Origin of the sequence: Halorientalis sp. IM1011, assembly GCF_001989615.1 — an archaeon.
Taxonomy (GTDB): Archaea; Halobacteriota; Halobacteria; order Halobacteriales; family Haloarculaceae; genus Halorientalis.
Window position 1 is genome coordinate 3,349,968 of record NZ_CP019067.1, and the last position, 13,639, is coordinate 3,363,606.

Sequence of the window (13,639 nt, forward strand, 5' to 3'; positions counted from 1 at the left end):
AAAAACGCCGTCGCCGACGACAGGGTCCGATAGGTTCATTCCGCCGGGACCGAACCGGGTGGTATGTGCGCTCGCTTCGCCCGCGGTTCCTGGCGGTACGCGGCCCCGCCCGCGGTCGTCGGGCTCTTTCTGCTACCGTTCTCGCTCGTCTGGGCCACCGTCGCCTTCCTCACCGGCGGCGCGGCGCTTGGCTTCCACCGTGATCCGGATCGGTCCCCCCCGACGGACGGTCTTCTCGCCCCGGCAGACGGGAAGGTTTCGGTCGTCCGCGAGGAGGATCACCGGCTTCGCGTGGGGATCTTCATGAACCTGACCGACGTACACGTCAACCGCGCGCCACTGACCGGCACCGTCGAGGAGGTGGTCCATTCGCCGGGGAAACACTGGCCCGCCTTCACCAAGGAATCGGACCGTAACGAAAAGGTCCGGATCGAGTTCGAGGAGTACACCGTCGTGTTGATCGCCGGCGCGGTCGCACGGCGGATCCACCCCTACGTCGAACCGGGCGAGACGGTCGCGCGAGGCCAGCGCATCGGCCACATCTCCTTCTCCAGTCGGGTGGACGTACTCATGCCCGAGGACGTGCGCCGCGATGATCTCCGTGTCTCGAAGGGGGAGACCGTGACCGCCGGCGAGACGCGGCTCGTAGATCGGTGACCGAAGGCCGGGACCAGTCCCCGCTCAGAACGGGTACTCGCGAGATTCGTGCTGAACTGAGATCCACTTCGTCTCGGTGATCTCCTCGAGGATCAGGTCGCTGTTGAATCCACCCATCCCGGAGGCCCGCTGGCCGCTGAAGGGGACGTGTGCCTCGTCGTTGATCGGCTGATCGCCGACGTGGACGTGACCAGTGTTCATGCGCCGGGCGATGGCCTTCCCCGTCCCCTCGTCGTCGGCGTGGACCGATCCGGAGAGGCCGTACTCGGTGTCGTTGGCGACCGCGACCGCCTCGTCGACGTCCGCGACCGCGATCACCGGCGCGATCGGGCCGAAATGCTCGAAACAGGCCGCCGGCATGTCGTTGTCCACGCCGCTTAGTACTGTGGGTTCGACCACGAGCGAGTCGTCGACGCCATCCAGCGGGACCGTCTCGCCGCCCGTTTCCAGCGTCGCACCTGCATCGACGGTCTCCGCGACGTATTCGAGCATCTGATCGCGCTGGGACTCGTCGATTATCGGGCCGACGATGGTGTCCGGATCGTGGGCGCTGCCGGTCGGGAGATCCTCTGCCCGGTCGACGAGGCGGTCGACGTACTCGTCGTAGACGGCCTCGTGGACGACGTGGCGGTTGATCGAGATGCAGACCTGACCCTGGTGGACGAACGAGCCGAAGACCCCGGCGTCGACCGCGCGGTCGAGGTCGGCGTCGGCCGTGACGATGTGCGGGTTGTTCCCACCCAGTTCCATCACGGGCGTGGCGAGGTTCTCGGCGGCCGTCGCGGCCACCCCGCGGCCGACCGGCGTCGACCCTGTGAACGTCACCGCGTCGCTCTCGGGGTGGCCAGCGACGCGGTCGCCGATCTCCGACCCCTTTCCGGTGACGACGTTGACCACTCCGTCCGGGAGTCCGATCTCCTCGAACAGTTTGGCGAAGACCAGTCCGCCGGTGATCGGGGAGTTCGTCGCGGGTTTACAGACCACGGTGTTCCCGGTCGCGACCGCCGGCCCGATGGCACGCATCGAGAGGTTCAGCGGGAAGTTCCACGGCGAGATGACCGTGACGACCCCGGCCGGGCCGCGCTCCACGACGTTCTCCTTCCCCGAGATGTTCGAGCCCTTGTGCTGGCCCTCCAGCCGGCGCGGGTACGTCGCCGCCTCGCGGGCGTGGTCGAGGGTGATCTGAATCGACGTCTCACCCATGATCCGGCTGCCGCCAACTTCGGCAGCGAGCAATTCGATTAGTTCGTCGCGGTGGGATTCGATGGCCTGGACGAGATCGGTGAGGACGCCTTCCCGCCTCGCCGGCGGTGTCTCTGCCCAGTCGTTCTGTGCCGCGGCCGCCGCCTCGTAGGCCGCGTCCACGTCGGCTTCGGTCCCTGCCGGGACCTCCGCGACCGTTTCACGAGTGGACGGGTCCTCGACGGGAATCGTCTCGTCGCCTTCGGTCCACTCGCCGTCGACGAGGAGGGCGTTCCAGTCGGCCTCGATGGCGTACTCCGACGGCCCAGCGGAGCGCATTTCGCTCATAGATGTAGGTGGGCTGGAATCACTTTGGGCGTTGTTGCCACCTCACGTGCAGTTGCGTGCGGCGCTGTGCGGGACCGCGCCCGACCGTACCAACCACGTTGGCCGGTTTCCCGAGCTATATCTGTCGTGGTGGCGAACCGCCCGGTGATGGGCGAGCTAGCTACGATGTTCGCGCCGGACCGGGTGGCGGTCGTCGGCGCGACCGAGAGCGAGGGATCCGTCGGCCGCGCCATCACGTCGAACCTCGCCGCCGACTTCGAGGGTGAGGTAGTCCCCGTCAACCCCAACGCCGAGACGGTCCTCGGCAAGCAGTGCTACGAGGACATCGGGTCGGTCCCGGGGACGGTCGACGTGGCGGTGGTCGTGGTGCCGGCAGCCATCGCAGTCGACGTGGTCGAGGGCTGTGGCGAGGCCGGCGTCGAGAACGTGGTCGTCATCACGGCCGGGTTCAGCGAGGCCGGCAGCGACGGGGCGAGCCGCGAGCGCCGCCTCCGTGACGTCGCCGAGCAGTACGACCTCAACGTCGTCGGCCCCAACAGCCTCGGAATCATGAGCACCGCCGTGAACATGAACGCGACCTTCGGGCCGGAGAACGCCCGGCCCGGATCGATCTCCTTTATGAGTCAGTCCGGCGCGTTCGTCACCGCGGTCTTGGACTGGGCCAACGACAACGACGTCGGTTTCAGAGATATCGTGTCGCTTGGAAACAAGACGGTCCTCGACGAACGCAACTTCGTCGCAGAGTGGGGCGACGACCCGGAGACGGACGTAATCCTGGCCTACCTCGAAGGGATCGAGAACGGCTCGGAGTTCATTCAGACCGCCCGTGAGGTCACGCAGAACACCCCGATCCTGATGGTCAAATCGGGCCGGACCGAGGCGGGTGCGTCGGCGGCGGCCTCCCACACGGGGACGATGGCCGGCAGCGAACGCGCCTACGAGGCGGGGCTGGAACAGGCCGGCGTCCTCCGTGTCGAGACGGTTCAGGAACTGTTCGACTACGCCGGCATCCTCGCGGGCCAGCCCCTCCCGGAGAGCGACGGCGTGGCCATCGTCACCAACGCCGGCGGGCCGGGCGTGATGACGACCGACGCGATCGGCGACGCCGACCTCGATCTGGCGTCCTTCGCCGACGACACCATCGACAGCCTGACCGAGGCACTCCCGGACGGCGCGAACGTCTACAACCCGATCGACGTGATCGGGGACGCCGACGTGGAGCGGTTCCGGGAGGCCATTCGTATCACGCTGGCGGACCCGAACGTCGGGGCGGCCATCGTGCTGGCCTGCCCAACCGCGACGCTCACGTTCGAGGACCTGGCCGAGGCCACCGTCGAACTTCAGGCGGAGTACGGGACGCCGATCGCGGCGTCGCTGATGGGTGGGGATTCCACGCGAGAGGCCCAGTCGATCCTGAGAGAGGCCGACATCCCGACGTACTTCGATCCCGCGCGGGCGGTCCGGAGCCTCGACGCGCTCCGTGAGTACCGCGAGATTCGGGCCCGCGAGTACACCGAGCCGGAGGAGTTCGACGTGGACCGCGAGCGCGCCCGCGAGGTTCTCGAATCGGCCAAGCGCCGGGACACCAACAGCCTCGGCGTCGAGGCGATGGACCTCCTGTCGGCCTACGGCATTCCGACACCGGCCGGCGAGATCGTCGACGGGACCGCCGAGGCACGCGAAGCCGCCGAACGCATCGACGACGGCGACGGCGTCGTGATGAAGATCGTCAGCCCGGACATCCTCCACAAGTCCGACATCGGCGGCGTCGAGGTGGGGGTACCCCCCGAGGAGGTGGCCGACACCTACGAGGACCTGGTCACCAGGGCGCGCAACTACCAGTCCGACGCGACCATCCTCGGCGTGCAGGTCCAGGAGATGCTCGATCTGGACGACGCAACCGAGACCATCGTCGGCACGAACCGCGACCCGCAGTTCGGACCACTCGTGCTGTTCGGTCTGGGCGGCATCTTCGTCGAGGTGCTGGAGGACACGACGCTGCGGGTCGCGCCGGTGAGCGAACCCGAGGCGGAGGCGATGATCGACGAGATCGAATCCGCGCCGCTGTTGCGGGGGGCGCGGGGCCGCGAGCCGGTCGACGAGGCCGGCGTCGTCGAGACGATCCAGCGGCTCTCACAGCTGGTGACGGACTTCCCCGCGATACTGGAACTGGACATCAACCCGCTCGTCGCGACTCCCGAGGGCGTCTCGGCGGTCGACGTGCGACTCACTATCGATCAGGAGCAACTATGAACCCGATACTCGTCAGTTCGACCGAGGCAAGTACAGGCAAGACGGCCGTCACGCTCGCGCTGGCCCGCCACGCCGCCGACGCCGGACAGTCGGTCGGCTACATGAAACCGAAGGGTACCCGCCTCCAGAGCGCCGTCGGGAAGACCCTCGACCAGGATCCAATGTTGGCCCGGGACATCCTCGACCTGGACGAGGAGATGCACGTGATGGAGCCCATCGTCTACTCGCCGACGTTCGTCCAGGAGGTCGTCCGGGGCCGGGAGGACCTGGACGCGCTCCACGACAGCGTCACCGAGAATTACGCGACGATCGCCGAGGACAAGGACGTCGTCGTGATCGAAGGGGCCGGCGAGTACACCACTGGCGGGATCATCGATCTGACCGATCCCGACATGGCGGACCTGCTCGACGCCCGCGTCCTGCTGTTGGCCAACTACGACGAACCCGCGGACCTGGACGACGTGCTGGCGGCTGCCGACGCCTTCGGCGACCGACTCGGGGGTGTGCTGTTCAACGGCGTCTCCGACGACGAGTTCGACGAACTCACCGAGGACGTGATCCCGTTCCTCCGGGAGCGGGGCGTGACGGTCTTCGGTGCAATCCCGCAGGTGCAGGAGCTGTCGGCTGTCACTGTCGGCGAACTCGCCAGCGAACTGGGTGCGGACGTGCTGACGGGCGACGCGCCGACCGACGCCTACGTCGAACGGTTCCTCGTCGGCGCGATGGGGCGAGAGGCCGCCCTCTCGGGCTTCCGACGAGCCCGCGAGGCCGCGGTCATCACCGGCGGCGACCGATCGGAGATCCAGACGGCCGCACTCAGCGCACCAGGCGTCAAGTGTCTCCTGCTCACGGGCGGCCACCGCCCGAGCGGTGCCGTGGTCGGCCGCGCGGAGGAGAGCGGCACACCCATCCTGCTGGTGCAGGGCGACACCCGGACGACCATCGACCGCGCCGAGGCCGTCGTCCGGAGCGGCCGCACGCGCGACCCCGAGACCGTAGAGCGGATGGGCGAGTTGCTCGCCGACGCCGTCGACGTGGACGGGTTGCTCGCGCTCGGGGAGTGAACGGCGTCAGGAGTGAGGGTTCAGACTTATACAGATTCGGGCCCACCGACGAGTGGAGCCAGTTGGCTCCGTAGTGTCACACGCGGGGGGCACACGCCCCCTGGTTTCCCTGTGTTCTCGACTCCGGAGCGGCCGGGCTGTCACTCCGCTGGAACCAGCGAGTCCGGCAGGTGCTCCCGAACCCCTGCCACCGCGTCACTCGGGTCGTCAAGCGGCAGTGGCGGTATCGTCTCGACCGGCAGTCCCGTCATCTCCTGCAACGCGTCTGGATTGGTCCGCTCGGCCGTGGTCTCGCTCGCGTACTCGTTCAGGACGACCCCAGCGACCGGCACGTCTCGCCGGCGGAGCGCCTCGACGGTCAGCGCGGTGTGATTCAGCGTCCCGAGTCCGGAGCGGGCGACAACCAGCGCCGGCAGGTCCAGATCGGACACGAGATCGACGACCTCCCGTCCGTCCGCGAGCGGGACACGGAGGCCGCCGATTCCCTCGACGATCCCGACTTCCGCATCTGCGACGGCGTCTCGACAGCCGAAAATGATTCTCTCGTAGGAAAGATCTTCGCCGGTCCGTTCGGCAGCGACGGCCGGTGCGAGCGCGGGTTCGAGTCGCCGGAGACAGGTCGCGGCGGACTCGTCGTCGCAGGCCTCGGTGACGAATGCCGCGTCGTCGTCGGGCGGGTAGCCGGTCTGGCACGGCTTGATCGCGCGGGCGTCGAGTCCCTCCTCGCGGCGTCGGCCGACCAGTCCCGCAGTGACGACGGTCTTGCCGACGCCGGTATCGGTACCCACGACGGCAAGATCCCGAGGCTCGTCGACTCCGCCGGTCATAGCAGGTTCAGTTCGTGCCCAGCCTCGCGAAAGGCCGTGAGACAGCGGTCGATCTCGGTCTCGGTGTGGGTGGCCATCGGCGCGACGCGGATCCGACTCGTCCCTTCCGGAACCGTGGGCGGTCGGATTCCCGGCGCGACGATATCGTGGTCACGGAGGCGAGCGTCGAGGGCCATCGCGTCCTCGCGGTCACCGACGACGACGGGAAGGATCTGCGTCTCACCCCACACCTCGAAGCCGGCGTCTTCCAGACCGTCCCGGAGGCGTCGGACGTTCTCCCAGAGCCGGTCGCGGTGGGTGTCGTCCTCGCGGGCGATCCGGAGCGCCTCGCGGGCAGCGCCGGCCGCCGGCGGGGTGAGTCCCGTCGAGAAGACGAACGAGCGCGCGGCGTTCAGCAGGTGTTCGATCAGGGCCTCGCTACCGGCGACGTAGCCGCCCTGACTCCCCAGCGCCTTCGAGAGCGTCCCCATCTGGACGTGGACCCGATCCGAGAGGCCCTCGCGTTGAACGATCCCACCGCCGTCCTCGTAGAGGCCAGTCGCGTGGGCCTCGTCGACCAGCAGCCACGCGCCGAACGCTTCGACGGTGTCACAGATGTCGGCGAGCGGAGCCACGTCGCCGTCCATGCTGAACACCGAGTCGGTGAGGACGAGCCAGGATTCGTCGCCAGTGGACTGGCTTCTGCTCGCTCTCTCGTCCATCTTCCCTCGCAGGTCCGAGGGATCGCAGTGGTCGTAGACGACGGTCTCCGCACCGGCCTGTCGGCAGCCGTCGACGATACTGGCGTGGTTGAGTTCGTCGGAGAACACAACGTCGGGCCCGAGCGCGGCGATCACGCCGACGTTGGTCGCGTACCCCGAGGAGAAGACCAGTGCGCGCTCGGCCTCCTTGGTGTCGGCGAGGTCGCGCTCAAGCGCGCGGTGGGTCAGCGTGTCGCCGGTCACGAGTCGACTCGCGCCTGCACCGGTGCCGACCTCGCGGGCGGTCTCGGCGGCGGCCCGCTGGACTCGGTCGTCACACGCCAGTCCGAGGTAGTCGTTGGTGGCGAAGAGCAGTTGCTCGGGGCCGTCGAAGGCCACCGGATCGCCCTTCGGATCGTCGGCGATGGGGGTCCGAGCCGTCACCTCGGCGACGGGGGTCAGATCACGACGGAGCCCACGTTGCTCGCGCTCGGCGAGTCTCGCTTTGGGGTCGAATCCGCGGTCGGTGGTGCTGCGGGTGCGGTCCGCGGGTGCGGCGTCTGTGTCGCCGGACATCAGAACCCGGGCATCAGGTCGGCGGGGCCGAACACGCCGTACTCGCCGGCGCGGTTGCGGCGAACGCCGGCCTTCAGGTAGCCCAGCGCCGGGCCGTTGACGTTGGCCGCCATGCTCGTCGCGTCGTCGAGTTCGAAGGTGTTCGTCCCGGTCTCGCCGTCGAAGGTCCTCCCGGTGACCCTGACCGTGGTCGTCGTCGGTTTCTCGTCGCTGGTCACGTCCAGAATCCCGCCGACGGTCACGTCCTCGGCGTCGCAGATCCCGGCCCGCTCCAGGAGCACGTCGTCGGCGTGTTCCATGTCCTCGAACTCGATGACGCCGTCGTGGTCGTCGATGACGGCCTCGATCTCTGCGTCACTCATCTCCCGGGCGTCGTCGATGTCGTAGCCGGGCAGGTGGGCGACGTCCTCCCGGACCGTGCCGCGGTTGTCCTCGTACCCCGATTTGAGTCCGACGCCCCACCGTATCTCGACTGCCTCGATCTCGACGAACGACTGGGCCGCGATGGCCGCCGCGCCGGTCAGGAAGCCCGGCGTCGCGCCCGCGCCGCAGACGAAGGTGATGCCCTGTTCCTCGAACGCCTCGGTGCGGTCGTCGAGTATGTCGATGACCCGTGAGCGCTTGAGTACGTCCACGAGTACGCCCGAGTATCCAGCGTCGGCGAACCGGTCGGCAACCCGGGGAATGAAGTCGTGTTCGAAGTTCGGGAGCGCGATCAACACGGCGTCGATAGCGTCGCTCGCTTCGATCACGTCATCGATGGGCGTCTCGGTCGAGTCTGCCTGTACCGAGGCCGCGACGCCGGCGTTCTCGCCGGTCTGTTTGATGCCGTCGGCGCCGCTGGCAGCGGCGGTCCCGCCGTCTGCTCGCGGCTCACTTCGTTCTCCGCTCGCTCGCTCCGAGTCGCTCCGCGACTCGCTCGCGATGTTGCCTTCAGTCGCCCCGAGCAGTTCGTCCACGTCCAGTCCGGAGTGATCGACGGCGACCCCGTTTCGGTCACACGCCGCAACCGGCGTGAGATGGTCCTTGTCCCTGGAGACTTCGAGCGTTCGTCGGCCGATTCCGCCGCATCCCAGTATCGCGAAGTTCACGTCGTTCATGTATATCGAAGGTTAATCGTCCAGTTCCGCGTTGCTCGTCGCCGTTCCAGCGGCCGTCTCCAGGTCCGTCTCTCCCTCCGTCGGCTCCTCGCCGGCGCGGGCCTTGACGGCCTCCGCGTCGAACTCGTTTTCCGCCATGTTCGGCTCCATCCCGGCCCGCTCCATCACCTCGATGTCGTCGCCGGGCGACTGTCCGCCCGTGGTGAGGTAGTCGCCGGTCAGGATGCCGTCTGCACCCGCCTCGAAGGGCAGGTGCTGTTCGTCCTGATCGAGGTTGACCTCGCGGCCGCCGGTGAGCCGCACCCGTGCTTCGGGGTGCAACAGCCGGTAGACTGCGATAGTCTCGATTATCTCCTCGGTACCGATGGCGGCCGAATCGCCCAGTTTCTCGCCGAGATCCGTCCCCGCGACGGGATTCAGGATGTTGACGGGCAGCGAGGAGACGCCGATGTCCTGGAGCGCGACAGCCGCGTCCACGCGGTCGGTCGGCGTCTCGCCCATCCCGAGGATGACGCCCGCACAGAGGTCCATCCCAACGTCCTTGGCCAGTTCCAGCGTCTCCACCCGGTCCTCGAAGGAGTGGGTGTCGACGATCTCCGGGAAGAAACGCGGTGAGGTCTCGATGTTGTGATTGTAGTGGTTGATTCCTTCGTCGGCGAGAATCTCGGCTTCCTCACGTGTGAGGATACCGAGGCTGGCGTCGACTTCCACGTCGGTCTCGTCGCGAACCAGCCTGATCGCCCGCAGGACTTCCCGCCACTCCTCGGGGCGGTTCTCCTTCGAGACGCCCTTCTCCGCGACGACGATGCCGAACCGCTGGGCACCGTCGCGTTCGGCGCGTTTCGCCGCGGCCAGTATCTCCTCGGGGTCGAGGAACCCGTACGTCTCGATGCCGGTGTCGAAGTGGACCGACTGCGCACAGAAGCCACAGTCCTCCGCGCAGTTGCCCGCCTTCGCGTTCACGATGGAACAGGCGTCGACCGTGCCGTCGCCCAGCTGTGACCGCACGTAGTCGGCCGCAGCCGCGAGTTCCTCGACCGGCTGTGCCAGCAGAGCGAGTCCGTCACGGCGGTCGAGCGACTCGCCCGACAGCACTCGCTCGACGGCGTCGTCTATCGTCCGGTTACCGGTCTCGTAAACCACAATTCTCTAGGCAGTTGACGAGGTGATAAAGCTAGGGGAGTGACGGGTATCTCCGATCGACTCACCCCGTATCGGGAGATACTCCAGACGAGATGGCCGCTACCTACCGTCGAGAGGGCTGGAGAAAACGAGTGTGACGGCGACTGGACGTCCACCAACGGCGGCGAGAGCCCCAGTCCGGGTAACTGCCAGTCCGTCTGGACTGTGACCTGGTTAGCTGTACTGCTCGACGAGGTCGACGAGCGTCCCCTGGTCCTGAACGCCGACGATCTGCTCGACGGCTTCGCCGTCGGCGAACAGGATCAGCGTCGGCACGCCCTGAACGTTGAACTGCTGGGCGAGCGACTGGTGCTGGTCCACGTCGACCTTCGCGACAGTCGCGTCGGTTTCGGCGGCGACGCTCTCGACCGTCGGTTCGAGCATCTTGCAGGGACCACACCAGTCCGCGTAGAAGTCCACGAGGACGACCCCGTCACCGGTGAGGTCGGCGAAGTGATCGCCGTCCTCGACGTGGACCGGTTCGTCGGCCGTCGAGGCACCCGTCAGGTTCGACTTCAGTTCCTCCTTCTTTTGCTCGCGAATCGACTCGATATCGTCCGAATCACTGGCGTCACTCATACGCTTCCGTACGGTAGCATGCCGTATAACGCCGTTGGCTGTGCGTCGGGACGACACAGACGGTTGCAAGCTCGCCGGACTCGTCGGTCGGTCCGGGCCTCACTCGCGATATCCCACTTAGTCTGCGACGTCGACGGTCACGTCGCCCGCGGCGTCGACCGTCACGTCGTGCCCCTCGATCGAGAAGGAGATCTCCTCGGCGTCTTCGTCGTCGAACACGGCAGCCAATTCGTCGAGATTCACGTAGGCGTCGAGATCGTCGAACTCGTCGACATCGCCGTCGACTGCGTTCGCGACCGCTTCCAGCACGACCCGACTCGCCGGTTGCGGACTGACCCAGGCCTCCTCGTCGTCGGTATCTCCATCCTCGTCAGGCCGGAGGATGTACACCTCACCGTCGTTTGCACCCATATCACCTGCTTCACACTACTCCGATATATAAACCCGCCAGTACTTTCAGGTGCTGAATACGCTGGCCCCGGTTTCCTGCCCGAACAGAGACCCATCCGGCACTGTGAGGCGAACGTTTAACTTCCGAGTGGGAATATAACGAACGTGTGTTAACATGGTACAGGTAATCTGGATAGTGGCCGCGGTACTGGTGACGTTCACGGTCGGATACGTGGGGTACTCCCGGTATCTGTCGCGGTTCGTCGATCTCGACGACTCGCGGGAGACGCCGGCCCACAAGTACGAGGACGGGCAGGAGTACGTGCCGGCGAAGAAACCGGTGTTGCTCGGGCACCACTTCTCCAGCATCGCTGGCGGTGCGCCCATCGTCGGCCCGATCACGGCCGGCGCGATCTGGGGCTGGGTGCCGGCGCTGGCCTGGGTCGCCATCGGCAACCCGCTGATGGGGGCCGTCCACGACTTCATCTCGCTGTCGGGGTCGATGCGTCACGAGGGGAAGTCGATCGGCTACATCATCGGCGAGTACGTCGGCGAGCGGGGCAAGGACATGCTCCTGTGGTTCGCCTTTCTCACCATCATCCTCGTGGTCGCGGTGTTCGCCCTCGTGGTGGGCATCGTCCTGAACGCCTACCCGCAGGCGGCGACCGCCAGCCTCGTCTACATCCTCCTCGCGCTCGTGTTCGGCGTGTACCTCTACCAGTTCGACGCACCGTTCATTCCGGGGACGATCGCCTTCGTCGCGGCCGTCTTCGCCGGCGTCTGGGTCGGGATCCAGTACCCCATCGCGCTGTTCCCGGCGGTCGAGGGCGTCTCCTATCCCGCGGGGACCGTGGTACTCCTCGAGTTCCTCGGTGACGGGGCCTGGCTCCCCGGGGCCGTCGCGAGCGCCGACGCCGTCCTGCAACCGAACGTCGCGGCGTGGGTGCCGGTCATCCTGATCTACGCAGCGCTGGCCAGCGGGCTCCCCGTCTGGATCCTGCTCCAGCCTCGGGACTACCTCTCGTCGTTCCTGCTGTACGCGGGCGTCGGCGGGGCGCTGCTGGCGATCGTCGTCGGCACGATCTTCGGCACGTCGGCGGAGCCGCTCGTCGTCGCCGACAGCATCCAGCCGTTCACGGGCTTCCTCGGCGTCGACGCGGTGTCGCCGTACCCACTGTTCCCGCTGCTGTTCGTCACTATCGCCTGTGGCACTATCAGCGGGTTCCACTCGCTGGTGTCCTCGGGGACGACGGCGAAACAGTTGAACAAGGAGAGCGACGCACGCCTGATCGGGTACGGCGGTATGCTCGGTGAAGGGCTGCTGGCCGCGACGGCGCTGTCGACGCTCGCGGTCGCCGGCATCGCCTCCGACGCGGCGGGCGGCGGTATCGGCGGCGCGCTCCCGAACTTCGCGGCCGGCGGCGCGACCATCCTGACGAGTTTCAACATTCCGGTCGCCTACGGCGGTCCCTTCATGGCGCTGGTGCTCGTGAGCTTCCTGCTCACCTCGACCGACACGGCCGCCCGCCTCGGCCGCTACATGATGGAGGAGATCGTCGGTACGGAGGGCAGCGGGACCGAGACCGGCTTCGCCGGCGGCCTCGACTCGTTCGCCCGGGGACGGTACACCAACCCGCTCGTCCAGATCGTCCTCGCGTACGCGCTGGTCGTCTCCGGCGAGTGGGCGACGCTGTGGGCGCTGTTCGGCGGCGCGAACCAGTTGCTCGCCGCGCTCGCCCTGCTCACGGGCACCGTCTGGCTCGCCAACTGGGAGGGATCCAAACAGCTCGTCAGCACCGGCGTTCCCATGGCGATCATGGTCGTGATCACCGTGCTGGCGTTGCTGTGGCTGGCGTTCTACGAGAACCTCTTCAACGCTCTCGTTCAGGGCGGTGCCACGGGGCTCGGCGGTCAGATATCGTCGGTCGTCCAGATGGTACTCGCGCTCGTCCTCGTCTACCTGGCGCTGTCGCTGGTCCGGATCGGCTACCGGAACATCTCGGAAGTGCGCCGCACCGGCGGCGCTGCCCCCGAACCCGGCGACGACTGACGGGACCCGTCCTTCCGTTTTCCGGTTACGTCCAGAACCGCTTCGCCAGCCGCGAGAAGAATCCTTCGGGCTCTCGCTCGACCGTCTCCCACAGCGTGAACGCCTCGGCCAGATCCGCTTCCGTACTCGCCACGAGGGCCTCGCGCTCGGGTGCGGCTACGATCAGGTGGATTTCGTAGTGGCCGTAGTACCCCAGCTTCAGGAGCGTGCGCTCACGGAATCCGTCGACGTGGGTCCGCACGTCCTCGGGGATAGCGTCGGCGACGAGGACGAACGTGAAGTTCGTCTCGAAGTGTTCCTCGTCGGCCTCGATCCAGTCTCCGGCGAGGTCGTGGCCCAGTTCGACGAGTCGGTTCAGGTCCGCGACGGTCGGGCGGTCGACGCGGCGGGCGAACACGTGCTCGCGGCTCTCGTGGTCGGCGTAACTCAACGCGGGGTGGAGGAACTGCTTCTGGTTCCGGACGCGTAACTCGCCGCGGAGGTCGAAGGACTCCTCACGGACGGTCACGTCACGGTCGAGGTCGTAGCTGTACATGAGCCGGTCGCTCACGCGGTCGAGATACTCGTCGTCCCACGTCGGCACCTGCTCGCGGATCTCCGCGGGCAACTCCTCGGCCGCGGCCGACCCGTCCTCGGCCGTCCCGCCGTCGGCCACCACGTCACTGGAGTCCGGGTCACCGACACGATATTCCATATCCACTGATATCGCATCGCCGGTAAAAGTTCGTCGCCGGATTCGACGAGTCCAGAC

Annotated in this window: 12 protein-coding genes; 4 read left to right on the forward strand and 8 right to left on the reverse strand. The window is 67.2% G+C overall.

Features of this window, described 5'->3' with window-relative positions; genetic code table 11:
- Positions 1-63 precede the first annotated feature (63 nt).
- Entirely contained in the window at positions 64-657 is a 594-nt protein-coding gene (locus BV210_RS17440) for a protein sorting system archaetidylserine decarboxylase (RefSeq protein ID WP_077207894.1), read from the forward strand.
- A 24-nt stretch (positions 658-681) separates the two neighbouring features.
- Here BV210_RS17440 and BV210_RS17445 read toward each other — a convergent pair whose 3' ends face one another.
- Positions 682-2,178: an aldehyde dehydrogenase family protein gene (locus tag BV210_RS17445; protein ID WP_077207895.1), complete on the reverse strand. Its 1,497-nt coding sequence runs from the start codon at positions 2,176-2,178 to the stop codon at positions 682-684.
- A gap of 156 nt (positions 2,179-2,334) precedes the next feature.
- Between BV210_RS17445 and acs the strand changes: the two genes are divergently transcribed.
- Complete coding sequence (gene acs, locus BV210_RS17450) at positions 2,335-4,440, forward strand: acetate--CoA ligase alpha subunit (RefSeq protein WP_077207896.1); 2,106 nt, start codon at positions 2,335-2,337, stop codon at positions 4,438-4,440.
- Complete coding sequence (locus BV210_RS17455; RefSeq protein WP_077207897.1) at positions 4,437-5,504, forward strand: phosphotransacetylase family protein; 1,068 nt, start codon at positions 4,437-4,439, stop codon at positions 5,502-5,504. The genes acs and BV210_RS17455 overlap by 4 nt, the downstream gene beginning before the upstream one ends.
- Positions 5,505-5,644: 140 nt before the next feature.
- Here BV210_RS17455 and bioD read toward each other — a convergent pair whose 3' ends face one another.
- The 6 genes from bioD to BV210_RS17485 form a co-directional block, all read right to left on the reverse strand.
- Positions 5,645-6,331, reverse strand: coding sequence for a dethiobiotin synthase (bioD, locus tag BV210_RS17460; RefSeq protein ID WP_077207898.1), 687 nt, complete (start codon positions 6,329-6,331; stop codon positions 5,645-5,647).
- Positions 6,328-7,587, reverse strand: a complete 1,260-nt coding sequence (locus tag BV210_RS17465) for an 8-amino-7-oxononanoate synthase (protein WP_077207899.1) — start codon at positions 7,585-7,587, stop codon at positions 6,328-6,330. Before BV210_RS17465 ends, bioD begins: the two co-directional genes overlap by 4 nt.
- Positions 7,587-8,687, reverse strand: coding sequence for a transcriptional regulator (locus tag BV210_RS17470; protein WP_077207900.1), 1,101 nt, complete (start codon positions 8,685-8,687; stop codon positions 7,587-7,589). Before BV210_RS17470 ends, BV210_RS17465 begins: the two co-directional genes overlap by 1 nt.
- Positions 8,688-8,699: 12 nt before the next feature.
- Positions 8,700-9,830, reverse strand: coding sequence for a biotin synthase BioB (bioB, locus tag BV210_RS17475; RefSeq protein ID WP_077207901.1), 1,131 nt, complete (start codon positions 9,828-9,830; stop codon positions 8,700-8,702).
- 213 nt (positions 9,831-10,043) lie between these two features.
- On the reverse strand, positions 10,044-10,448 hold the full coding sequence (gene trxA / locus BV210_RS17480) for a thioredoxin (protein ID WP_077207902.1): 405 nt from the start codon (positions 10,446-10,448) through the stop codon (positions 10,044-10,046).
- A gap of 117 nt (positions 10,449-10,565) precedes the next feature.
- Positions 10,566-10,859, reverse strand: a complete 294-nt coding sequence (locus BV210_RS17485; protein ID WP_077207903.1) for a HalOD1 output domain-containing protein — start codon at positions 10,857-10,859, stop codon at positions 10,566-10,568.
- A 154-nt stretch (positions 10,860-11,013) separates the two neighbouring features.
- Here BV210_RS17485 and BV210_RS17490 point away from each other — a divergent pair, with 154 nt between their 5' ends.
- A complete protein-coding gene (locus BV210_RS17490) occupies positions 11,014-12,888 on the forward strand; it encodes a carbon starvation protein A (protein WP_077207904.1) in 1,875 nt (624 codons plus the stop codon).
- Positions 12,889-12,913: 25 nt separating this feature from the next.
- Here the strand turns inward: BV210_RS17490 and BV210_RS17495 are convergent, their stop codons facing one another.
- On the reverse strand, positions 12,914-13,582 hold the full coding sequence (locus tag BV210_RS17495) for a hypothetical protein (protein WP_216640632.1): 669 nt from the start codon (positions 13,580-13,582) through the stop codon (positions 12,914-12,916).
- Between the last annotated feature and the right edge of the window lie 57 nt (positions 13,583-13,639).